Source organism: Aquitalea sp., assembly GCF_030150775.1.
Taxonomy (GTDB): domain Bacteria; phylum Pseudomonadota; class Gammaproteobacteria; order Burkholderiales; family Chromobacteriaceae; genus Aquitalea; species Aquitalea denitrificans.
In genome coordinates this window covers 73,158-94,630 of sequence record NZ_JASLFG010000037.1, presented here as the reverse complement: position 1 = coordinate 94,630, position 21,473 = coordinate 73,158, and the positions used below count along the sequence as shown (strand labels likewise).

23 protein-coding genes are annotated in these 21,473 nt (G+C 61.6%); 5 read left to right on the top strand and 18 right to left on the bottom strand.

Annotation, left to right across the window (positions count from 1 at the left end; all coding sequences use genetic code 11):
* Positions 1-36: 36 nt before the first annotated feature.
* From QVF59_RS13480 to tatA, 10 genes are all read right to left on the bottom strand, one after another.
* The gene (locus QVF59_RS13480; RefSeq protein ID WP_287880594.1) at positions 37-642 is read right to left on the bottom strand and encodes a hypothetical protein; all 606 of its coding nucleotides are present in this window, start codon (positions 640-642) and stop codon (positions 37-39) included.
* Positions 643-653: 11 nt separating this feature from the next.
* Positions 654-1,064 (bottom strand): c-type cytochrome, encoded by a 411-nt coding sequence (locus QVF59_RS13475; RefSeq protein WP_287880593.1) that lies wholly within the window; start codon positions 1,062-1,064, stop codon positions 654-656.
* A 202-nt stretch (positions 1,065-1,266) separates the two neighbouring features.
* Positions 1,267-1,620 (bottom strand): toxin-antitoxin system TumE family protein, encoded by a 354-nt coding sequence (locus QVF59_RS13470; protein ID WP_159876879.1) that lies wholly within the window; start codon positions 1,618-1,620, stop codon positions 1,267-1,269.
* Positions 1,601-1,894 (bottom strand): MJ0235 family protein, encoded by a 294-nt coding sequence (locus QVF59_RS13465; protein WP_159876881.1) that lies wholly within the window; start codon positions 1,892-1,894, stop codon positions 1,601-1,603. The genes QVF59_RS13470 and QVF59_RS13465 overlap by 20 nt, the downstream gene beginning before the upstream one ends.
* A gap of 11 nt (positions 1,895-1,905) precedes the next feature.
* Positions 1,906-2,427 (bottom strand): nitrous oxide reductase accessory protein NosL, encoded by a 522-nt coding sequence (locus tag QVF59_RS13460; protein ID WP_159876883.1) that lies wholly within the window; start codon positions 2,425-2,427, stop codon positions 1,906-1,908.
* Entirely contained in the window at positions 2,424-3,236 is an 813-nt protein-coding gene (locus QVF59_RS13455; RefSeq protein ID WP_159876885.1) for an ABC transporter permease, read from the bottom strand. Before QVF59_RS13455 ends, QVF59_RS13460 begins: the two co-directional genes overlap by 4 nt.
* 58 nt (positions 3,237-3,294) lie before the next feature.
* The gene (locus QVF59_RS13450) at positions 3,295-4,203 is read right to left on the bottom strand and encodes an ABC transporter ATP-binding protein (RefSeq protein WP_287880591.1); all 909 of its coding nucleotides are present in this window, start codon (positions 4,201-4,203) and stop codon (positions 3,295-3,297) included.
* Positions 4,196-5,464, bottom strand: coding sequence for a nitrous oxide reductase family maturation protein NosD (locus QVF59_RS13445; protein WP_287880590.1), 1,269 nt, complete (start codon positions 5,462-5,464; stop codon positions 4,196-4,198). The genes QVF59_RS13450 and QVF59_RS13445 overlap by 8 nt, the downstream gene beginning before the upstream one ends.
* Before the next feature lie 71 nt (positions 5,465-5,535).
* A complete protein-coding gene (gene nosZ, locus QVF59_RS13440; protein ID WP_287880589.1) occupies positions 5,536-7,491 on the bottom strand; it encodes a TAT-dependent nitrous-oxide reductase in 1,956 nt (651 codons plus the stop codon).
* A gap of 382 nt (positions 7,492-7,873) precedes the next feature.
* Positions 7,874-8,062 carry a Sec-independent protein translocase subunit TatA gene (gene tatA, locus QVF59_RS13435; protein ID WP_159876890.1) on the bottom strand — a complete coding sequence of 63 codons (189 nt, stop codon included), beginning with the start codon at positions 8,060-8,062 and terminating at the stop codon, positions 7,874-7,876.
* A gap of 386 nt (positions 8,063-8,448) precedes the next feature.
* Between tatA and QVF59_RS13430 the strand changes: the two genes are divergently transcribed.
* A complete protein-coding gene (locus tag QVF59_RS13430; RefSeq protein WP_159876892.1) occupies positions 8,449-8,733 on the top strand; it encodes a hypothetical protein in 285 nt (94 codons plus the stop codon).
* Between the two features lie 38 nt (positions 8,734-8,771).
* Here the strand turns inward: QVF59_RS13430 and QVF59_RS13425 are convergent, their stop codons facing one another.
* The 3 genes from QVF59_RS13425 to QVF59_RS13415 all read right to left on the bottom strand — a co-directional run bounded on the left by QVF59_RS13425 (position 8,772) and on the right by QVF59_RS13415 (position 11,983).
* Positions 8,772-9,977 carry a hypothetical protein gene (locus QVF59_RS13425; RefSeq protein WP_205677537.1) on the bottom strand — a complete coding sequence of 402 codons (1,206 nt, stop codon included), beginning with the start codon at positions 9,975-9,977 and terminating at the stop codon, positions 8,772-8,774.
* 168 nt (positions 9,978-10,145) lie between these two features.
* Complete coding sequence (locus QVF59_RS13420; protein WP_287880587.1) at positions 10,146-10,925, bottom strand: MetQ/NlpA family ABC transporter substrate-binding protein; 780 nt, start codon at positions 10,923-10,925, stop codon at positions 10,146-10,148.
* On the bottom strand, positions 10,922-11,983 hold the full coding sequence (locus QVF59_RS13415) for an isopenicillin N synthase family dioxygenase (protein WP_287880585.1): 1,062 nt from the start codon (positions 11,981-11,983) through the stop codon (positions 10,922-10,924). Before QVF59_RS13415 ends, QVF59_RS13420 begins: the two co-directional genes overlap by 4 nt.
* A gap of 374 nt (positions 11,984-12,357) precedes the next feature.
* Between QVF59_RS13415 and QVF59_RS13410 the strand changes: the two genes are divergently transcribed.
* Positions 12,358-13,632, top strand: coding sequence for a RidA family protein (locus QVF59_RS13410; RefSeq protein ID WP_287880583.1), 1,275 nt, complete (start codon positions 12,358-12,360; stop codon positions 13,630-13,632).
* A 125-nt stretch (positions 13,633-13,757) separates the two neighbouring features.
* Here QVF59_RS13410 and QVF59_RS13405 read toward each other — a convergent pair whose 3' ends face one another.
* Positions 13,758-15,179, bottom strand: coding sequence for an aminotransferase-like domain-containing protein (locus QVF59_RS13405; protein WP_287880581.1), 1,422 nt, complete (start codon positions 15,177-15,179; stop codon positions 13,758-13,760).
* Between the two features lie 175 nt (positions 15,180-15,354).
* Here QVF59_RS13405 and QVF59_RS13400 point away from each other — a divergent pair, with 175 nt between their 5' ends.
* The gene (locus tag QVF59_RS13400; protein WP_287880579.1) at positions 15,355-15,609 is read left to right on the top strand and encodes a hypothetical protein; all 255 of its coding nucleotides are present in this window, start codon (positions 15,355-15,357) and stop codon (positions 15,607-15,609) included.
* On the opposite strand, the gene QVF59_RS13395 is transcribed toward QVF59_RS13400, so the two are convergent.
* Positions 15,606-16,508: a LysR family transcriptional regulator gene (locus QVF59_RS13395; protein WP_287880577.1), complete on the bottom strand. Its 903-nt coding sequence runs from the start codon at positions 16,506-16,508 to the stop codon at positions 15,606-15,608. The genes QVF59_RS13400 and QVF59_RS13395 overlap by 4 nt on opposite strands.
* Before the next feature lie 93 nt (positions 16,509-16,601).
* Between QVF59_RS13395 and QVF59_RS13390 the strand changes: the two genes are divergently transcribed.
* Complete coding sequence (locus tag QVF59_RS13390) at positions 16,602-17,084, top strand: DinB family protein (protein ID WP_287880575.1); 483 nt, start codon at positions 16,602-16,604, stop codon at positions 17,082-17,084.
* A gap of 13 nt (positions 17,085-17,097) precedes the next feature.
* Positions 17,098-17,580 carry an OsmC family protein gene (locus QVF59_RS13385; RefSeq protein WP_287880574.1) on the top strand — a complete coding sequence of 161 codons (483 nt, stop codon included), beginning with the start codon at positions 17,098-17,100 and terminating at the stop codon, positions 17,578-17,580.
* Positions 17,581-17,583: 3 nt separating this feature from the next.
* Here the strand turns inward: QVF59_RS13385 and cobA are convergent, their stop codons facing one another.
* The 3 genes from cobA to nirD are packed head-to-tail and all read right to left on the bottom strand — an operon-like array spanning position 17,584 to position 21,436.
* Positions 17,584-18,345, bottom strand: coding sequence for a uroporphyrinogen-III C-methyltransferase (cobA, locus tag QVF59_RS13380; protein ID WP_287880572.1), 762 nt, complete (start codon positions 18,343-18,345; stop codon positions 17,584-17,586).
* Between the two features lie 16 nt (positions 18,346-18,361).
* A complete protein-coding gene (locus QVF59_RS13375) occupies positions 18,362-21,070 on the bottom strand; it encodes a nitrate reductase (protein WP_287880570.1) in 2,709 nt (902 codons plus the stop codon).
* Between the two features lie 48 nt (positions 21,071-21,118).
* Complete coding sequence (gene nirD / locus QVF59_RS13370) at positions 21,119-21,436, bottom strand: nitrite reductase small subunit NirD (protein ID WP_287880568.1); 318 nt, start codon at positions 21,434-21,436, stop codon at positions 21,119-21,121.
* Between the last annotated feature and the right edge of the window lie 37 nt (positions 21,437-21,473).

The window sequence follows — 21,473 nt, the reverse complement described above, 5'->3', positions numbered from 1 at the left end:
GTCTTGTTGTCCCGGCAGCGCTTTTGCCGGCTAGCGTTACAGTCCAGTCTTCGTCTGCCCCATCTGGCAAACCCGTTGCAGGATCTGAAAAGATGCTGCACCGCCCTGCCAGTGCACGGCAGGCAGCATGCGCGGTGTAACCCAGCTGCCGCCCTCGCCGTCCAGCAGCAGGATGCGGCTGATGCCATGCATGACACCGGCCTGGAATGCGCCCATGTGGCCAGCGTCCAGCAATAGCCGACCCAGGCCGGCAGACGGCAGGGTCTTATCCAGGATGATGGCAACCGCCTGTGAAGCAGGCGGACGGGGAATGATGATGCGGGGTGAGCGCCAGGCATACAGCAGGCGCTGATTGGACTGCAATTTCAGTGTGGCGGCAGGCCGCTCAAGCGCCACCTGCCAGTAACCATCACGCAGGTGAGCAAATGGCGGCGCCGCCATCACGATCTGGTGCAGCCCGTCCTGGTCAGACGACTGCTCCGCTGCCGCCAATGCCTGCGCCCCGGGCGGCATCGACAGCAGCACCCTGCCGGTATCCGGAGAGAACACCGGCAGGGCTTGCAAAGGCTGCATGGGCGCTGTCATGGACAGCAGGCCCAGCACGGCAGGCAGCAACAGGGCCTGCATCAGGCGCGCGGCCATGTGCTTTCCCTTTAGCTGGCCTTGGCCACCATGAAATCGACTGCTGCCTTCACGTCGGCATCAGACAGCGACGGGTTGCCGCCCTTGGCCGGCATGGCACCTTTCTGGCCGGAGAAGCCTTCCAGCGCATGCTTGTACAGCGTGTCCTTGCCTTGGGCAATGCGTGGCGACCAGTCATCCTTGTTGCCCACGATGGGCGCACCGGCGGCACCGCTCTGGTGGCACATGGAACATACCGACTTGAAGGTTTTTTCACCGACCGGATTGCTGACTTCGCTAGCGGCCTGCACCACCGGTGCCGACGCGGCAGCTGCTGCAGCCGGTGCCGAAGCAGGTTGTTCGGCCGGAGCGGCGGTTTCACTCTTGCCGCAGGCGGCCAGCATCAATACACAACTTCCAAGGAGTACGAATTGTTTAAGCATGAGAACCTCTGTGCATCAGGATTTGATGATTTGCAGCTTAGCACTCGGCCTTGTCACTCTAAATTGATACCAATCAATCAAAAAAAGATGCCATGAAATGGCTTGTTTCACGTTTTCATGACAAATGAAAAGCGCGGCAAGCCAGGCGGCAGCCACGCGGATGTGCAGATGAAAATGCCGGGTGCAAACCCGCAGGTGCAAGTCAGACAGCTTGCAGCAAGGGGTCCTGCGTCAGTTTTTGCAGCAAGCGCTGTACATTGCTCCAGGCACTGTCGCCAGGGCGGGTAACGGGATCGGCACGCAAGCGTCCCTCATCGTCGTGCAAATGATTGGGAAAGGTGGCCAGATCCCGGTGCAGGGGTGCGGTATCGATGCGACAGCTGGCATCGCCCCAGCGCCAGTTGATGGAATAGGCATGATCGTCACGGAAACGCAGTTCGATATCCACGCCGTTCTTCAGCGCCACGATCAGCGCATCCTGGTGGATGGTCACTTCCTCGCGCAGGATGTCGAACAGATCATCCTCTATCACTTCCTTAAGATGCAGATGCAGCATGTGTTTGCTCCTCGTTACCGGCCAGTACCAGCCGCAGTTGCTCGCGCGTGGCGTCCCTTTGCTGCTCCAGGATGAAGAGCGACAGATAGTGTTCGTAAGCCGGGTGCTCATCCAGCGCGCCGCTTTCGATGCGGGCCAGCAATTCCTGCGCGTTGTTCACACCGTAATGGGCCAGCAGGGCCTTGCGGTTTTCCCGCAGTTGGTAGGACAGCCAGCTGAGCGGCTCGATCTGCTGCGCCGTGTCCAGCGGGAGCTGGTCGTAAAATTGGGTCATTTGCGACTCCCTTACATGGATTTGTCTTTGAGCACACCGCCATCCAGCTCGGCCATGGCCGGCGTGATGTCGTTGAAACGATAAACCTTGCCGCCTTCGCGGGCGGAAACGGCACGGGCAGCGGCCTCGCTGCCGTAGCTGGCAAAGGTGGGTCCCATCGAGCCTTTCAGCCGCGAACCCACCACGTAGAATGCCTTGCGGGCATCAATCCAGTTACCCACCGGGTGCTCCCAGTCGGCCTTGCTCATGTCCTGCACATACACCGCCGCCACCATGCGCTGCTGCTCAGGCTTCAGGTACACGGCAAACAGTTCGATGGTGTCGCAGAAAAAATCCGGCGCACCCTGCGCGTATTGCAGCTGCCCCTTGGGGCCGGGGTAATCGGCCAAGCTCATGCCATCCAGACTGCAGGCGGTGTCGCGCTTCGGCTCCAGCGCGGCCTTGGCGCTTGGCGGCGTTTCGTGACTGCAGGCAGCCAGCAGCGGTGTGGCCAGCAACATGCCCAGGCAGCAGCGGCGGGTGATGGGTTTCATCGGCGGAACCTCCAGATGGCCAGCAAAAGCGGCGCGGTCATCCAGCCCAGCATCACCGTACCCAGCACCCAGGGACTGGCCAGTGCCGGCGGAAACAGGCTGGTAAGACCGAACATCAGCCGCAGATCGTCCGGGCCAAAGATGTTGAGAATGCGGAAAACGTCTGCCGGGTTCAGCAGCATCAGATAGGGAAAAGCCGGGCCGGCGATGTCACCACCACTCATCACCAGCAAACCCAGCAGCAAGAGGTCGTACACCAGCACAAACAGGAACCATACGAAAATGGCCATGCCGCTGGCCTGGGCGCGGTCTTGCGCCATGACCGAAATAGCCACTGCCACGCTGAGAAACACCAGCCCCAGCAGCAAGGTGCTGAGCATGAAGCCGGCGTAGTGAAACCAGGCGCTGGCGGGCAGCTGGGTGAGAATCATCACCCCGGCGGCACCAAAACCCAGCATGGTGGCCACGGCCAGGGTGGTGGCCAGCCCCAGGTACTTGCCCAGCAGCAGTTCCATGCGGCTGACCGGCAAGGCCAGCAGCAGATCCAGCGAACCGCGTTCGCGCTCGCCCACCACGGCATCAAAACCCAGGATCAGCGCAATCAGCGGCACCAGGTAGATCACCAGGCTGACCAGGCTCTGGATTGTGGCTTCGGTACCCTGCACCCCCACACTGCCCTGCGTGGCCGCACCAAAATAGCTGATGGTGAAGGCAAAAGCGGCAAATACCAGCGTAACCGCCACCACCCAGCGGTTGCGCAGCCGGTCGCGAAATTCCTTGCCGGCGATGGTAAAGACTGGGCTGTTCATTTCATCATCCTTGTTGTGCAGTTGCACCAGTGCGTCATGCACATGCTGTTGTCGGTGCTCACCGGCCTTCTCCGCTGTAGCCCAGGAACACATCCTCCAGCGAGGGTTCGCGAATCTGCAGATCGCTGACTTGCGCCCCCAGCGAGGACAGCGCACCAAGCACCGTCATCTTGGCACCGCGCTGGCAGGCCAGCCGCGCGCGATCGCCGCTGATTTCCAGCCTATCCACCTGCAGGGCCTGCAGGGTGCTGCGCACAGCGTCACTGGCCGGATGACTGAGCCGGATGTCAAAGGTCAGCGGCAGGCTGCAGCCTTCGCGCAGTTTTTCCAGACTGCCCACCGCCTGCAGGCGGCCAGCGCGCAATATGGCCAGGCGGCTTACCCGCTCCTGGATTTCCGACAGCAGGTGCGAGGTGATGACAATGGTGACGCCCCGGTCCTGCTGTTCGCGCAGGATCTGGTAAAACTCGCGCACGCCTTCCGGGTCCAGCCCGTTGGTGGGCTCATCCAGAAACAGCAGTTGCGGATTGCCCAGCAGGGCTTGGGCAAAGCCCAGCCGCTGGCGCATGCCCTTGGAGTAAGAGCGCACCCGGGCACCGGCAGCCGCCGTCAGTCCCATGCGTTCCAGCAGCACGCTGCATTCCTGCCGCGGCGCGCCCTTGAGGCGGGCAAAGTAATGCAGGGTTTCCAATCCGGTCAGGTTGTCGTACAGCACCACATTTTCCGGCAGATAGCCCAACTGGCGGCGCACTTCGCGAAATGCGCCGCTACGGGTGGATTGGCCGCACAGGCGGATATCACCCTGGCTGACCGGAATCAAACCCAGCATCATGCGAAACAGCGTGCTCTTGCCGGCTCCGTTATGGCCGATCAGGCCGAACAGCTCGCCAGCCGCCACTTGCAGGCTGACACCATCCACCGCCAGATGCGGGCCGTAACGTTTGCTGACCTTGTCGATTTCAATCATTGCTTTTTCCTAACCACTGTTCCCAGCCCTGATGCAGCGGGTGCATGTGCGGCTGGTCATCCACCACGCTGGGGGCGCGCAGCAGCGGAAACTGTTGGGCGATAAGCCGCAGCGTCTGGATGGCCGGACTGCCCATCAGCATGCGGATGGCGGGCAAACGCCACATCAGCCGGTCCACCACGTCGTTGGCGGCATAAGGTACTTCTCCTATGCCCTTGCCCTTGCGGTCCCAGCCGGCGTAGTTGCTCCAGAAGTTGCCGGACCACGGCACGTCGCGGCTGGCGACGTAGCGGATCTGCTCCCGGTTATGGATGAAGTCATTGCCCGACACCTGATTGCGGTAGGAGCCGGCCCACAAATGGGCGCCCACGACGTTGTCCACCACCAGGTTGTTGCGCAGCACGTTGTATTCGGCGTCGTAGATGAAAAAGCCGCGCTGGTTGCCGGCGACGATATTGTTTTCGATCACCGAGTCCTGGATGGTGCGCAGCATGATGCCGTGATCGCTATTGCCCCAGGCGCGGTTGCCACGCACGATCTGGTTGCGGGTTTCCATCAGCGCAAGACCGCTGCGGTTGTGGTAGGCCTCGTTGTTTTCCCAGACGTTGTAATAGGAATTCATGTAATGCGTGCCGTAGCGCACATTGTGGATGCGGTTGCCGACAAAGCGGGCATGGTGGGAAACGTCCACATAGATGCCGTCGCGGGCATAGCTGATGTGATTGCCTTCTATGTGCGCCCCCGTGGTGTTGTACAGCTCGATACCGTTGCCGCGCTGCGAGGATTGCAGATCGCGCTTGCCGGTGATGAGGTTATGGCTGACGGTGACGTCGTTGGATTTTTCAATCCACAGACCAAACAGGCTGTAGGCGATATCGCAGCCTTCTATCCTTGCCCTATGTGCGCCGGGTTGTACGTAAACGCCGGCATTCTGGGCGGTGAGGTCGCTGCCGCTGTCGGTAATGATAAGTTGGCGCAAGACCACGCCAGGGGCGGTAATGCGGATTACATCGCCCTGCCCTGATCCGTCCACCACTGGCCGCTGCTGCGGATTGGCCGCCTGCAGGATGATGGCCTTGTCTAGCAGCAGGTTTTCCCGGTAACGCCCCGGTGCCAAGAGCAGGGTATCGCCCGGACGTGCCTGATGCAGCGCCGCGGCAATGGCACCCTGGCCTGCAGCAACCTGCAGGGTGGCAGCCAGTGCCGGCTGCAGCACCAGCAGTAGCAGCCACAAAGGGAAAACGGTGCGGATGTTTACCACGCAAGCCTCGGAAAAAAAGTGGGGGAGCGAACTCCCCCGGAATTCATTGCTCGTCTCGTTGCAAGTAATGATCAGGCTTCTACCAGCATGCGTGAACGCATCTCCAGGTGCAGTGCATGGCAGAAGTTGGTGCAGTAGCACCAGAACACGCCCGGTTTGTCGGCGATGAAGGTCACCGACTTGGTGTCCTGCGGATGGATGACGAAGTTGATGTTGTACTTGGGAATGGCAAACCCGTGCGTCAGGTCTTCCACCTTGTCCAGGTTGGTCACGATGATGGTGACCTCATCGCCCTTCTTCACCTTCCATTCGCGCAGACCGAAAGTCGGTGCCTGGGATGCCAGGTAAACCGTAACTTTCTTGCCCTTGCGCTCCACGCGGCTGTCTTTCATGTTTTTGACGGCCAGCGGGAATTCGTCCAGGTTGTAAATCTGACGGGTCTTGATGATGTCGCGACGCACCATGATGGAGTCATGCGGCTCCGGATAGGCCGGAGCATCGTGAATCAGCTGCATCTTGTCACCGGATATGTCGATCAGCTGCGCATTTTCCGGATGGTACGGGCCTACCGGCAGGTAGCGGTCCTTGGAGAACTTGTTGTCGGACAGGAAGAACTTGCCATCCGGTTCCTTGGTTTCGCCCATGGAGGTAAAGCCATGACCCGGCTGGTAGTGCACGTCGATACGGTCCTGCACCACCTTGGCACTCTTGTCGCCCTTGAAAGCCTTGATGGCCGCATCCAGGCTCCACTTCACGATCTGGCTGTCCAGGAACAGCGTGGTATAGGCGCTGCCCTTGCCGTCAAAACCGGTATGCAAGGGGCCCAGGCCGATTTCCGGCTCTGCCACCACGGTGTCGCGCGGCTCTTTCAGGCCACCCTCGAACCACTTGAGGATGAGGTCGTGCTGGATCACGGTGGCAGTCGGCGACAGCTTGCCGGCGCAGACGTAGTACTTGCCATCCGGCGAGGTGTTGACGCCATGCGGGTTCTTCGGCACCGGCACATAGCAGGTAAGCGCGGTTTTCGGATCCTTGTTGGCGTCCTTGGTGCCGTCGACAATGGGTACGCCGGACTTGCCGATGGTGAAGGTCTTGCCGGCCTTCACCGCCGCTTCGATGCGTTCGATGTGGAAGAACACGCAGGCATCGCGCTCGGCGGCCATCATGTCTTCGTAATGCACGCCGTTTTCGGTGTTGTACTGGTTGGAGCAGGCAATCTTGCCGTCGTAGGAGGTGGCAACCAGGTCCATATTGCCGTCCACCTTGCACTGCCAGCGCGGCTCCATGGTTTCCGAATCCACGCAGGTGAACAGGCAGAAGTACTTCTCGTGCGCCTCCAGATCGCGGCCATCATTGGGCTGCGGAATGTGGAATTCGTTACCGCAGAAGACGCGGGTGGTGTGGTTGATCTTGGGATCTACCGGGTCGCACTTGTCCGGGAACACGCCGTGGAAGCCCTGCACATTGGGCAATTCCAGAATCTTGTCGCATTCCATGGTATCCAGGCGGATACGCGCCAGACGGGCATTGATCTTGTCGTTGACGAAGATGTGCTTGCCGTCATAGGTGCCGTTGGTATAGCTCATGTGCACATGGTGGGTGTCACCGGTGGTGTACTTGAGCGAACCGTCCGGCTTGGTGCCGATGATGGCCTTGGATTCGTTGGTAATGCCCCAGCCGACCATGCAATCGTAATTGAACACCGGAATGCGTTTGATCTCGCGGCCAGACGGAATGCCCAGCACGCGCACTTCGCCGGAATGACCGCCGCTGGAAAAGGCGTAGTAGGTATCCAGCTTGCCCGGATGCACTTCGTACTTTTCATAATCGATGGCTACTGCCGCCTTGTCGGCAGCACCGGCGCTTGCCGCACCTGCATCGCTGCCGCCCGCCCCCTTGTTGCAGGCGCTAAGACCCATCGACAGGCCGGCACCGGCCAGGCCGGCGACTGCTGTGGTACCCAGGAACTTGCGCCGGGACAGATCCGGCGTACTTTCAGCTTCCTGCTTGTTGTTCGGAGTAGTCATGGTGCGCTCTCTCGCGTTGAAAGTCCGATGTGTCTTGCCGCTTTCCGCCTGTCGGGGGTGGGGGTTTCCTATCAGTACAAGCGGCAAGGTGCGACAATTTGTCGCAGCGGGTGCATCCTACGTCCTGGGCATTTTTGCTGGAATTGATACGAATCAATCAAACCGAGCTGCAATGACTGCTGGATAAAATGTCGAGGTAAAACCTTGTATGCCAGCACCGGCCAAGTACATTGCGACACAGCAATGCAAACCCATACCCATATCCGGGACCACAAGACAGGAAAAGCAGAACAAAACGGGAAGATGGTCGGCAGCGCAGGCTACCGACATCAGCAGACAGGAAAATCAGACCATCAGGCAGAACACAGGCACTCTGGCCCGCTCACGCCGCATCATCGCCATGCGGTTGTCGGGCAGGCAGCTGCTCACCGGCACTACCATGTAAACCCTGACGGAAACCGCGCACGGCACCACCCAGATCCTCGCCCACATTCTTCAGTTTGCGAGTACCAAAAATCAGAATGACAACAAGCAGCACAATCACCCAATGCAACAGACTGAACGACCCCATGACACCTCCAGGCATTGCAGCATCCGGTCTCCAGCTGGAGTCCTGGCGATGCGGCTGCCGTACGCTCACGACCTTAGCCCTCAGGCGCTGCCGGGAAATTGATTCCGCTCAAGCAGTTACCAACCGGCACTCAATCCCAATGAAACAGCAGGGTATTATGTAATAATTATTCACAACTATTTACAAACCGTCAGGTTTGAAATGCTAGGCTGTCGCCATCAGGGTCCACGTGGCCTATGCTTCCACAACAGAAGTGCAGACAAAAAATCATAAAAAATCAGGCAGTTAATCCAGGAATCGGGGTAGTGGCTGTTGCGGCGCTTGCCACAACAGCATAGCCAGCCGGGCCTTGTCACACTGACAAGCCCGTACCAGGAGAAGTAACAATGACCAGACACACTCCAGCCATCCTGATGTCCGCCCTGTTGCTGGCCATCAGCAGCAGCGCCATGGCGGCCGGCCAGTCCGGCAATCACGGCAACAGCGGTGGCAAATCCGCCAGCCATGCCAGCGCAAGCAGCGACCTTAACAGCAACGGGCCAAATGCACTTGATCGTGACAAGGGCAAGGCGCGTGCCGCCGACCGCCATGCCATGCATCATGGCAAACACAAGCGACATCACCAGCCGCCAGCCCCGCACAAGCCAGCCAGGTTGCCAGACGCAGGCTAAGTCGACTTGCGCCCAGCCAGCCCGGGCAGACTGGCACTTTACCGGCGGCAGTCATCGGCAGCGCCAGGCGGCGTTGCCATTGCCGGATCAAACTGCAGCCACTGCGGGCCGTTTTCCGTCAGCGACAACCAGTCCTGCAGGCCATTGCTGCGTTGCAGCCCCACACTACCCAGTGGCCGCCAGCTTACCCGGCGGCCATTGCTGGCTGGCAACAGGCCAGCTAGCTGCAACGACGCAGAGCCCACCTCCAACTGCATCAGCCTGCCATCAGCAGCAGGCAAATAAACCATCTTGCCACTGACGGCCATGCCAGCCTCACGCACCACGGCAGGCAGGCAGTCAATCCTGGCCTGACTTATCCCGCTACTATCCAGCAGCATGGCAAAGCCGTGACCATCGGCATTACCCGCCAGCAGAAAACGAGCCGGTCCCGGCAGCCAGACCAGGCTGTAGCTGTAATACTGCAGATGCTCCCACAACACACGCGGGCTGCTGACCGTACCCGCCCACGGGTCCAGCACCGCCATTTTCAGCCGCGCATCCTGCCGCCCCGGCACAAACTGCTGCCACAGCAGCAGGGCAACCCGATCGCCACCAGCCAGCATGGGCCACCATTCGCGCTGCTCATCGGCAATATCCATGCTGAACAGCCGTCGGCCGCCAGCGTCATAGACTTTGGCATAGACGCCATTACCGCTGCCCAGATCATCCACCCCGCCGCCATCCACCCAGCCATCGGAATAAAACAACACAAAGCGCGCCCCCACAGCAGCCACATGGCCGGAGTGCGTGCCGGCTTCTACCGTTTGCGGATACGGTTTTACCGGGCGCAGCGCCGCGTCGTAAATTCCGTAGCGCTGGGTAACTTCCTCAGTCGCCCGCCAGCCATCCTCGAAAGTCAGCATCACCTGGCCGCTGCTGTTGCGCGCAGCCGATACCGGTTCCTGCGCTTCCGGTCTGGCAATGAATACCCGAGGCAAACGGGTGACACCGCTATCTGCCCGCCACTGCAACACATAGACATCATGCGTCCAGTTGCCTTGCCGGTCCGGCCCGCGTGGTGGCAGGCCGGAACTGCTGAAAAATACATTGAAGCTGCCGGGCTCTTCAGCCTGCACCGCGGCCACTCCATGCATGAAACGGCGCAGGTCGCCTTCGCTACGAGGCTGGCCAGCCTGGGTATTGGTGACCATCAGGGAGACCAGCAGCCAGCACATCCACAGCATCTTGCGGGGCACACCCATGCTTACTCCTTTCACCGGCTCACGCCGCCATCAATGGCGTTGTCATGGTAGCTGACTTCCCCCACCTTTGCTGGCCAGATCGTCCCGCAGCGCAATCTGGCCGATCAGAACAAGGTGTGCCGCAAAACTGGCAACGCTAGACACAGGCGATACCGGCAAGAAGCGGGCTCAAAACACCGGCACCACCGCGCCCTGATAACGCTGGTCGATGAACTGGCGCACATCGTCGGTGGACAGCGCCGCCACCAGTTTTTTCAGCGCCGGGCTGCTGCGGTTATCCTCGCGCGATACGATGATGTTGGCGTAAGGCGACTGGCTGCCCTCGCTGAACAGCGCATCACGCTTGGGTTTCAGCCCGCCTTGCAGCGCGTAGTTGGTATTGATCAGCGCAATGTCCACCTGGTCCAGCACGCGTGGCAGGGTGGCTGCTTCCAGTTCCTTGATCTTGAAATGGTGCGGGTTGCTGCTGATGTCACGCGCGCCGGCCAGGATATTGGCCGGGTCCTTCAGGCTGATCAGGCCCTGTTTTTGCAGTAACAGCAGTGCACGGCCAGCATTGGACGGATCGTTGGGAATGGCGATGGTGGCGCCGTCCGGCAGCTCGCTGGTCTTGTGGTACTTGTGCGAGTAGGCACCGAAAGGCTCCACATGGATGGCCGCCACGCTTACCAGCCGGGTGCCCTTGGACTTGTTGAAGCTATCCAGGAAAGGCTGGTGCTGGAAGTAGTTGGCGTCGATTTCCTTGCCGGCCACCGCCAGGTTTTCCTGCAGGCCATTGCTGAACACCTTCACTTTCAACTCGATGCCCTGCTTGGCCAGCGCCGGTTTGACGTGTTCCAGGATCTCGGCGTGCGGTACGGCTTCGGCACCGATGGTCAGCACTTCAGCGTGGGCGGTAAGGCTGGTGGCCAGGCCGAACAATGCCAGCCAGAGGGTTGCGCGTTTCATGCATATTCTCCTGCGGAGGTGGGAAGGGAAGCTGCCTGCAATGCTTGCGGGGAAAGCAGGTCGGCATGGTGCCGGACGGCTACCTTGGGATGGGAGCGCAGCCGTCCTTTGAGATAATTGTCACCAATACGGTAAAACAGCGGGTTGTCCGGGTCGGCCTCCGGGCCGCGTGCTTCGGCGGCCAGCGGTGCCGGCAATTGCAGCAGCGGAATGGTGGCATCCAGCCGTGGTCCGAGGAAAAAGGCCACCGACAAGCGGTCCTTGCCCTCTGGCGGGCTCAGCACCCGATGCACATTGGCCCGCAGATAGCCATCAGATGCCATTTCCAGCGATTCACCGATATTGACGATGAAACTGCCCGGCAGTGAGGGCGCATCAAGCCAGCCCTGCTCGGCTTCCACTTGCAGGCCGTCCTGGCTATCGTCTTGCAGCAACAGGGTGAGGAAGCCACCGTCCTTGTGCGGCCCCACGCCCTGCCCGGCTGCGCCTTGCTGGCTGCCCGGATAACGGATGATTTTCAGATGCTCAACCGGAGCTTCGACAAAGGCATCGTCGAAAATGTCGACCGGTTGCTGCAGGGCTTCGGCAAAGGCACGCAACAGGCGGATGGAAAGGCGGGTGGTTTCCTGCTGCCAGTCCAGCAGCACCGGCTTGAGTTGCGGCAAGGCCGTCGGCCATTGATTGGGGCCTTGCAGACGCCACCACGGGCCCTGCGCTGCCAGGTCGGGCCGCGGGGGGCGCTCGGCACCGATATCCAGTTGTTCGCGCCAGTCGGCAGCGCCACGGGTGCGTTCTTCACCGACACGGGTATAGCCGCGAAAATGCGGCGAGTTTTCCATGTCGATGGCCAGCTTGTCGGCCTCTGGCAGGGCAAAGAATGCCCGTGCGGCCTGACGCAGCGCCGTCACCTTGTCAGCGGCAATGCCATGGCCGACCAGATAAAAGAAACCGTGGTCGCATGCCGCGCCGCGCAGTTGTTGCAGCAGTTGCTGGCGTTGTTCGTTGCTGCCATCGAGCAGGCTGAAATCGATGACGGGCAAGGATTGGGGGCTAGTCATGGTGACTCCGTAAACAGCACGTCTGGCGTGCGGATGAAGCACCACGATATGGCATGACGCTGCCACGACGAACCAAGAAAATCTGATTTGAATATCAAGCAGACCCTTGCCCCGGCTGACATCACTTGCTGTGAGCAAGCTTGATATTTTGCTGTCATTGAATGAAATCAGCTGCTTGCTGGCTGATTTTTGCCATCTGATGACATTGTTGACTTATATCAACGTTTGCTAATTTACAAAAAATAAGCACACGCTTATATTCACGGCTGATCAATCAGGACGTACCGCCCGGCCCGTCAGCCCCTGCCATGCGGCAAGGAAAACTGCCAGGCAGAACCGTCGCAATCCACATTCAGCACAAGGTGAGTATCACTATGAGCAACTTCAACGCAGTCCTGGCACACAATACCGACAAAGCCCCGCAGGCAATCGGCCCCTACTCCCAAACCGTGGCCTTTTCCCACTACAACAATCTGTCGGCACAACTGCCGCTGGACCCGGCTACCGGCAAGCTGGTGGCAGGTGGCATTCAGGCACAGGCTCAGCAGTGCTTTGCCAACATCAAGGCCGTGATCGACAGCATCGGCCATGATCTGAACGACGTGGTACGCATCTCCATCTTCCTGAAAGATATCCGAGACATCGAGGTGGTGAATCAGGTTTATGCTTCCTTCTTCACCGGCCACGTTCCGGCGCTGACCACCGTTGCTGTGGATGCCCTGCCCCTGCAGGCACTGGTACAGGTGGAAGCGCTGCTGTCCAATGGCGAAGGCACCATCCCGAATGCACCGCAGGCCGGTGACCTGATCAAGCTGTCACGCAATAGCAAACAAGCGCCCTGCAGCGTGCTGTCCACCCAGACCGTGGCCTTTTCCCACTACAACAATATTTCGGCCCAGTTGCCGATCGACCCGCAAACCGGCGCGTTGGTGGCCGGCGGCGTAAAAGAACAGACTGCGCAATGCCTGAAGAACATCAAGTCCATTCTGACCAGCATTGATGTCCCGTTCGACGACATCGTGAAAATCAATGTCTTCCTGAAAGACCTGGCCGATACCGCTGCCGTGGACGCGGTATACACCACTTTCTTCCCGGATTCCGCCATTGCCCGCGCCGCTGCCTATTTCCCGGCACGCACCACCATTGCCGCTGCCGGCCTGCCGCTGGATGCGCTGGTACAGATCGAAGCCGTGGTATCGCATGGTGACGGTACCCCGCCGCAAGCGGTGGAAGACCGTCACGGCATCGTCATCCAGGCAGCCAACACCAGTGATGCGCCGCGCAGCCGCATTGCCACCCAGACCGTGGCCTTCTCGCACTACAACCACATTTCGGCCCAACTGCCGCTGGAAGCAGGCAGCGGCAAACTGGTGGCCGGCGATATCAGCCAGCAGGCCAAGCTGTGCCTGCAGCACATCCAGACCATCGTGGAAAGCATCAACCATTCGCTGGCCGATGTGGTGAAGGTGAACATCTTCCTGAAGAACATCGACGACATCGCCGCCGTTGACCGCGTGTACAGCAGCTTCTTCCCCACCGGCACCCCGGCACGCCGTACCGTTGGCGTGGCCGCGCTGCCACAGGATGCGCTGATCCAGATCGATGCCGTGGTGGCTCACGCCGAAGGTACTGCACCCAAGGCCCGCTAAGGCCTGATGACGGGCTGGCTGCACCTTGCGTGCAGGCAGCCTGCCAGCAGCAAAACGCCCAGGCTTACCGTGGTGGTGCCTGGGCGTTTTGTCATCTGCCGTGCGAAAGCGGCAATCCGCCGGGCTCAGCCAGCATATTGCTGGTGCACCAGTTGGCCCAGCCGCGCCAGCCTGGCCTGCTGGGCCTCGGTCCACGGCTCGGCGCAGGACAGCCGCACACAGTTGCGATAGTCGCCGCGCGGGGAAAACAGCGGGCCGGGGGCCAGCCCTATGCCTTCCTGCCGCGCTTGCCGGTGCAGCACCAGACTGTCGAACTCCTGGGGGAATTCCAGCCACAAGACAAAGCCGCCTTGCGGGCGCGTATACCGCACATCGGCCGGGAAATATTGTTGCAGCCCGTCCAGCAAGCCCTGCATCTGGCTGGCAATGGCCCGGCGCAGACGTCGCATGTGGCGCGGGTAGGCACCGCTTTCCAGAAAGCGCGCCAGTACCGCCTGGTTGAGCGTGGGCGTGGAATGCGTGCTCAGGTATTTCTGCACTTCCACCTGGCTGCGGTAACGGCCCGGGTCTATCCAGCCTATGCGCAGGCCCGGTGCCACATCCTTGGTGAGCGAGGCGCAGTACAGTACATTGCCGCTGCGATCGAAAGCCTTGATGGGGCGTGGCCGCTGCCGGCCATAGTAGAACTCGCCGTAGACATCATCCTCGATCAGCGGAATACCGCGTGCGGCCAGCAGTTCGGCCACCTTTTCCTTGGCAGCATCCGGCATCAGCGCGCCCAGCGGGTTGGAGAAATTGGGCACCAGGATCACCGCCTTGATGGCGGCATCACGGGTGGCCAGCTCCAGCGCGTCCACCGAAATGCCGCTGACCGGATCAGTGGGGATTTCCACCACCCGCAGCCCCAGCGCCTTCAGCGTGTACAGCAGGGAAAAATAGGCCGGGGACTCCACCGCCACCACATCGCCGGGCCGGGTAAGCGCGCGCAAGGCCAGGTTAAGCGCCTCGATGGTGCCCTGGGTGACGATCAGTTGTTCCGGGTGCAGCTGGCCGCCCCACTCCATGGCCAGCCGCGCAATCTGGCGTTTGAAATCCAGATAGCCGCTGGGGCGGCCATAGTCGGACAGCAAATCCGGATGGCGGCGCATGCAGTCCAGTGTCATGCGCTGCAACTGGGCGGTAGGTAGCAGCGCATGCGGGGCCACTGCACTGCGAAAGCCCTGCATGCGTTCGGTGCGTTGTTCCGACTGGTCTTCCACATAGCTCCACAGCAGCGGGTCCACCGCCACTTCGGTGGGCGCGGCCAGCCGCAGTGCATGCCCGGCCTCGCTGCGGTAACGCACAAAGTAGCCGGACTGTGGCCTGGCTTCCACCAGGCCCAGGTCTTCCAGACGGCGGAAGGCCTGTTGCACCGTACTCAGGCTAAGCCCGCGCCGCAGTTTCATTTCGCGCAGCGAAGGCAGACGTTCGCCGGCGCGCAGCACGCGGGCGCTGATCTGGGCGGCAATGTCATCCGCCAGTTGCAGGTAAAGAGGCTGGGTATCCATGCCACCATGATAAGGGATTGCCCACCCACCACCACGCACAGTTGTGCACAAAAACAGGCAGTACAGTTACCAAAAAACAGCAACTGTCATGGCTGATTATCGACAACTGTGTGGCTACCGGGCGGCAAGCAGGCTCTCTAAGCTGTGAGACATCAACAGCACGGGAGCACGCAACATGACCACACTGATACTGGGTAATGGCGAACTGATGAGCCTGAACGGCCAGCTGCCGCAATCACTGCAGGTACTGCAGGGGCGGATATGGATCAGCTACTGCGGCCAGGATGTGATTCTGGGGCGCGGCAGCAGCTGGACGCCGGGCAAGGCCGGCGGTGAAACCTTGCTGCTGGAGGCCGTGGGCGGGCCTGCCCAGCTGAGCATGCAGTTGCAGGGCGAACACGGCCTGTTACAGCTGGCCAGCTGCAACTAGGCTGGCTGACCAAAAGTGGCCTGCAGGAAATCCAGCATGGCGGTGAGCTTGGCCTGATGCTGACGGCCAGGCGGATACAGTGCGGTAAGCGGCATGCTGTCATCCACCCGCCACGGCTGCAGGATTTCCACCAGCCGCCCGTCCTGCAATGCCGGCTCCAGCAAGAAGGCCGACTGGCGGATGATGCCAGCCCCGGCCAAGGCCAGGCTGAGCAGGGATTCGGCACTGTCCACGCTCAGCCGGGCGCTGACATCCACCCGGCGCAATGCGCCATCCACCATGAAGGGCCACTGGTCAGCCTGCTCCACATCGGCCACCACCAGGCACTGGTGCTGTGCAAGCTGGTCCGGGTGTTGCGGGCTGCCAAACTGGCGCAGATAGGCCGGTGCCGCACACACCTTGCGCGGCAGGCTGGCAATGGGGCGCGCCACCAGATTGTCCACCGGGCCCAGCGGCCCCAGCCGCAAGCCCAGGTCGAAACCGTCGGCGGCAATATCCACCAGATGGTCGCTTACCGACAGCGCCAGCCGCACCTGCGGATACATGGCCATGAAGCGTGGCAGTGCCGGTAGCAATTGCTGGTTGCCAAAGGCGGTACCCACGGTAATGCGCAGCGTGCCTTGCGCAATATTGCGGCCATGGCGCAGCTCGGCCTCGGCGCTGGCTAGGTCGTCCACGATGCGCCGAGCATGGGCGATGAAACGCTCGCCCTCCGCGGTGGCCACCACCCGGCGGGTACTGCGGGCAAACAGCCGACAGCCCAGGCGCTTTTCCAGCCGGTCTATCGCCTTGGACAAGGCCGACGCGGTCAGCCCCAGCCGTTCTGCCGCCCGGGTAAAACTGGCGCTTTCGCTCAGATACAGTACGGCCAGCAATTCGGTGGTTTGCGTTTCTATCATATTGCTGAATCTGCTTCAGTAATGAATTTCCTGACTGGCAGATTCTAAAACCCGTCATGCGTAATAAGCTAGGTTTTTCACGGAGGACACCTGATGCATACCCAACTGCACACCCTGTTTCAGGCCAAGGCCTGGGCTAACCGGCAATTGTTTGCCCTGCTGGAACAAGAACTCGACAGACTATCCGCAGACACCCGGACCACCGCGCTGCGCATGCTGAACCATGTGTGGCTGGTGGAGCAGATATTCCAGGCCAATCTGCAACAGCTGCCGCACGGCTTTGACGCCCTGAACACGCCGGATACGCCAACGCTGGCCGAGCTACAGGCACGTCAGCAGGCCAGCGATGACTGGTATCGCGTCTATCTGGAAACACTGGATGGCACCGCACTGACACAGGCGGTGGACTTCCGCTTTGTCGATGGCAAGCCAGGCAATATGCAACGCAGCCAGATGCTGCTGCACCTGATCACCCACGGCAGCTATCATCGCGGCATGGTGGGACGCATGCTGGCCGAGGCGGATATCCGCCCGCCCAAGGACAGCCTTACCATCTTTCTGCATCAGACAGCCTGAACGGGAGAACACAATGGCGCAATTCGTGGTGGAAGTGGAATGGCAGAGCGATGGGCAGGATTTTCTGCAGCGACGTTACAGCCGCAAGCATGTGCTGCGTTTTGATGGCGGAGCCGAGGTGGCGGGTTCGTCCTCCCCCGCCGTGGTGCCACTGCCGATGTCGGACGCCAGCGCAGTAGACCCGGAAGAAGCCTTTGTGGCGGCACTGTCCAGCTGCCACATGCTGTGGTTTCTGGACCTGGCCGCCCGTGCCGGTTTCACCGTGGAGCGTTATCTGGACCGGGCCAGCGGCGAAATGGGCAAGAATGCCGCCGGCCAGCTGGCCATTACCCGCGTCACGCTGCGACCGGATGTGCAATTTGGTAGTGCCAACCCGCCCAGCGCGGCCCAGCATGCCCAGCTACACCATCAGGCCCACCTCAACTGCTTTATCGCCAATTCCGTGACATCAACGGTGCTGTGCCAGCCGGTGGGGCTAGACGATACGCAGGCCTGAGAATCAGGCCCGGTTTTGCGCTGGCATGGCCACGGGCATGGCGGGCAGGCTGGCTTCGGCCATGGCTTCGCCCACCAGAATGATGGCCGGGCTGCCCATGCCTGCGGCCAGGGCGTCGGCCTCCAGCGTGGCCAGCGTACTCAGCAGGCGCTGCTCCTGCGGGGTGCTGGCCCACTGCACCACCGCCACCGGGGTGCTGGCGGGCAGGTACTGCAACAGCGCCTGGTTCAGGCTGGCGATGCGGCTCATGCCCATATAGATGGCCAAAGTGGTGCCGGTAGCGGCCAATGCCTGCCAGTCCGGCTCGCTGTGGTCCTGCGCATGGGCGGTTACCAGTGTCACGCCACGGCAATGCTGGCGATGGGTGAGCGACACACTCAGGCTGGCGGCTGCTGCCAGCGCCGCGCTGATGCCGTTCACCACTTCCACCGCAATGCCGTGCTGTTGCAGATAGCTGATTTCCTCACCGGCACGGCCAAACAACAGTACCTCGCCGCCCTTCACCCGCACCACCTGCCGGCCCTGTATGGCATAACGGCGCATCAGGCGCTGGATGAAATCCTGCGGCGTGGACTTGCAGCCACCGCGCTTGCCCACCCGCACCACCTGTGCCTGCGGGGCCAGGCTGACGATGTCCGGGTTCACCAGCTCGTCCAGCAGCAACACTTCGGCCGCCTGCAACTGGCGCACCGCCTTGAGGGTGAGCAGTTCCAGATCGCCGGGCCCGGCCCCCAGCAGCACTACCTTGCCTGTTGCGCGTTTCATGATTCCACTCCTGTTGTCAGGCAGGCTGCGCCACGCTGGCGGCCATGCGTTTGATTTCCGGCACACAGGAGCCGCAGACGCTGCCGCAACCCAGTGTGCCCTTGATGTGTTCCACACTATCGCCCCGCTCCAGACACTGGCGGATGACGTTTTCGCCCACCTGCTTGCACTGGCAGATGACTTTTTCCCGCACCACGGCACGCTGTCCGGCCGGGGCAAACACCGTCAGCCGCGAACCCTGCCATGGTTCGCCTGCCTGCAGTTGCAGCAGCAGGCTGTCCGCTGCCGGCCCATCTGTCGCGCTGCTGCTGGCAAACACAAAGCCCGCCAGCGCTCCATCGGCCCAGGCCACGCGCTTGACCACGCCGCGGCGGTCATCACGGTATTCCAGCACCTCCGGCCCCGGCTGCAGGCCCAGCACATCCAGCAGCTGTTGCAGCCAGTCATCCAGCGCCTGCTGGTGCGCGGCGCGCAACAATAAGACATCCGGGCAGTGCAGCGCAATGGCGGCATAGCTGCACTGGCAAAGAAGCGGTGCCAGCCGCGCCTGCATGGCCGGCAAATCATCACAGCGCAGCGCAGCCGTGACTCGCCACGGCAGGCTGATTTTTTCCACTTTCACCGCCGCATGCTTGAGTTCCGGCTGGAAAGACTGACCGTCCACCTGTGGTTGGCTGGCTTCATTGATACCGCCACTATTGAGGAACTGGCCATTCCAGTGCATGGCGGCAAACACCGTGCCGCCGGGCAGCTCGCGGCTAAGGGCCAGCGGCAATACCAGCTGGCCGCGCTTGCTGCTGATGCGCAGCAGATCGCCCGCCTGCAGGCCACGGCGTTCGGCATCGTCCGGATGCATTTCCAGTGCCGGTTCCGGGCGATGGGCAAACAGCTGTGGCAGACGGCCGGTGCGGCTCATGCCATGCCACTGGTCACGCAACCTGCCAGTCAGCAGGCGGAAGGGATAGTGCGCCGACACATTCTCTGCCGGTGGCTGGTAGCGCACAGCATGAAAACGGGCGCGGCCATCGGCGGTGGCAAACACGCCATCGACATAGCGCCGTGCCTGGCCCTGTACCGCGCCAGCGGGCAACGGCCATTGCTGCGACCCGGCGCTGTCCAGCACGGCATGGCTCAGCCCGCTGATGTCCAGATCACGCCCGGTGGTCAGTGCGCGATGCTCGTCGAATACGCTGGCGACATCAGTATTGCCAAACAGGCTGGCTGCGCCGGGATAAAGCAGTGCCTCCAGACGGCGGGCAATCTGGCTGACAATCCAGCCATCGCTTTGTGCCTCGCCCGGCGGCGGCACGGCGGCACGCACCCGGCTGATGCGGCGCTCGGAATTGGTGACTGTGCCTTCTTTCTCACCCCAGGTGGCGGCAGGCAGCAGGATGTCGGCCAGCGCGGTGGTGTCGGTATGGGCAAAGGCGTCCTGCACCACCACCAGCTCGGCCTGCGCCAGTGCGGCGCGTACCTGTGGCAGATTGGGCAGCGAGTGCGCCGGGTTGCTGCAGGCAATCCAGATGGCCTTGATACGGCCCTGCTGCAACGCGTCGAACATGGCGATGGCGGGCAGGCCGGGCGTGGCGGACAGCCGCTCGGTTGGCACGCCCCAGTGAGCGGCCACTTCGGCACGGTGTTCGGCATTGTCGATATCACGATGCGCCGCCAGCATGGTGGCCATGCCGCCTACTTCGCGCCCGCCCATGGCATTGGGCTGGCCGGTAAGCGAGAACGGGCCGGCTCCGGGCTTGCCGATCTGGCCGGTGGCCAGATGCAGGTTGATCAGCGCCAGGTTCTTGTCGGTGCCGTGGCTGGACTGGTTCAAGCCCATGCAGTACAGCGACAGGCTGGCCGGGCTGTGGCCAAACCACTCGGCGGCCTGGATCAGGTCTTCCTCGCGGATGCCGCAGATTTCCGCCGCCATTTTCGGCGTGGTGTTGCGCACCATCTGCTTGAGTTCGGCAAAGCCTGCGGTATGGGCGCTGATGTAATCCTCCGCCACCAGCCCTTCCCAGATCAGGTGGTGCAGCATGCCGTTGAACAGGGCGACATCGGTGCCGGGCTGAATCTGCAAATGCAGGTCGGCCATGGCGGCGGTGTCGGTGCGGCGCGGGTCGATGACAATCCAGCGCGTGTCCGGCCTCGCCGCGCGGGCTTCTTCCAGCCGACGCAGCAGCACCGGGTGGGCGTAGGCCAGATTGCTGCCGGCAAACAGCACGCAGTCGGCCTGTTCCAGATCGGCATAACAGGTTGGCGGGCCATCGGCACCAAAGGCTTTTTTATAGGCAGTAACGGCGCTGGACATGCACAGGCGGGAGTTGGTGTCGATATTGTTGCTTCCCACCACGCCCTTGGCCAGCTTGTTGAACAGATAGTAGTCCTCGGTCAGCAACTGGCCAGACACGTAAAAAGCCACCGCGTCCGGCCCGTGCTGGCGGATGATGCGGGCAAAGCTTTCCGCCACGCTGTCCAGCGCGCTTGCCCAGTCAACGCGCTGGCGCGGCGCATCGCGGGTAAGCCGCATTTCCGGGTACAGTGCGCGGCCACTGTCGCTGGCGGCGCTGGCCGCCAGGTTCAGCCCCTTGCTGCACAGCCGGCCAAAATTGGCCGGATGCTCGGGGTCGCCGCGCACACCGGTAATGCGTCCATCTTCGCTGGCAATCAGCACGCCACAGCCGGTGCCGCAATAGCAGCAGGTGGAGCGGGTTTCAGTCTTGCCCATTTTGCCCATCCTTTTCTGATGACAAGGTCCCGTTGCAATCGGTCTTGTTCACAATCCCAGCAGCACCATGCCCTGTTCCAGCTTCACCGGAAAATGGCGGGCACAGCCTTCATCCGGCGCGCGAGCCTCACCTGTGGCCAGGTCGATATTCCAGCTGTGCAGCGGGCAAGTCACCGATTCGCCGTGCACAATGCCCTGACTAAGCGGCCCGCCCTTGTGCGGGCAACGGTCCAGCAGGGCAAACACCCGGTCGTCGTGGGTGCGAAACACCGCCACATTGCCGCTGGCGCGTTCCACCACCCGGCTGCCTTGCGGCGGAATGTCGGTAAGGGCGCAGATGTGTACCCAGTGTTGGCTGTCTGTCATGACCTATGCTCCTCAGGCGTGCAGCTTGATCGGAATG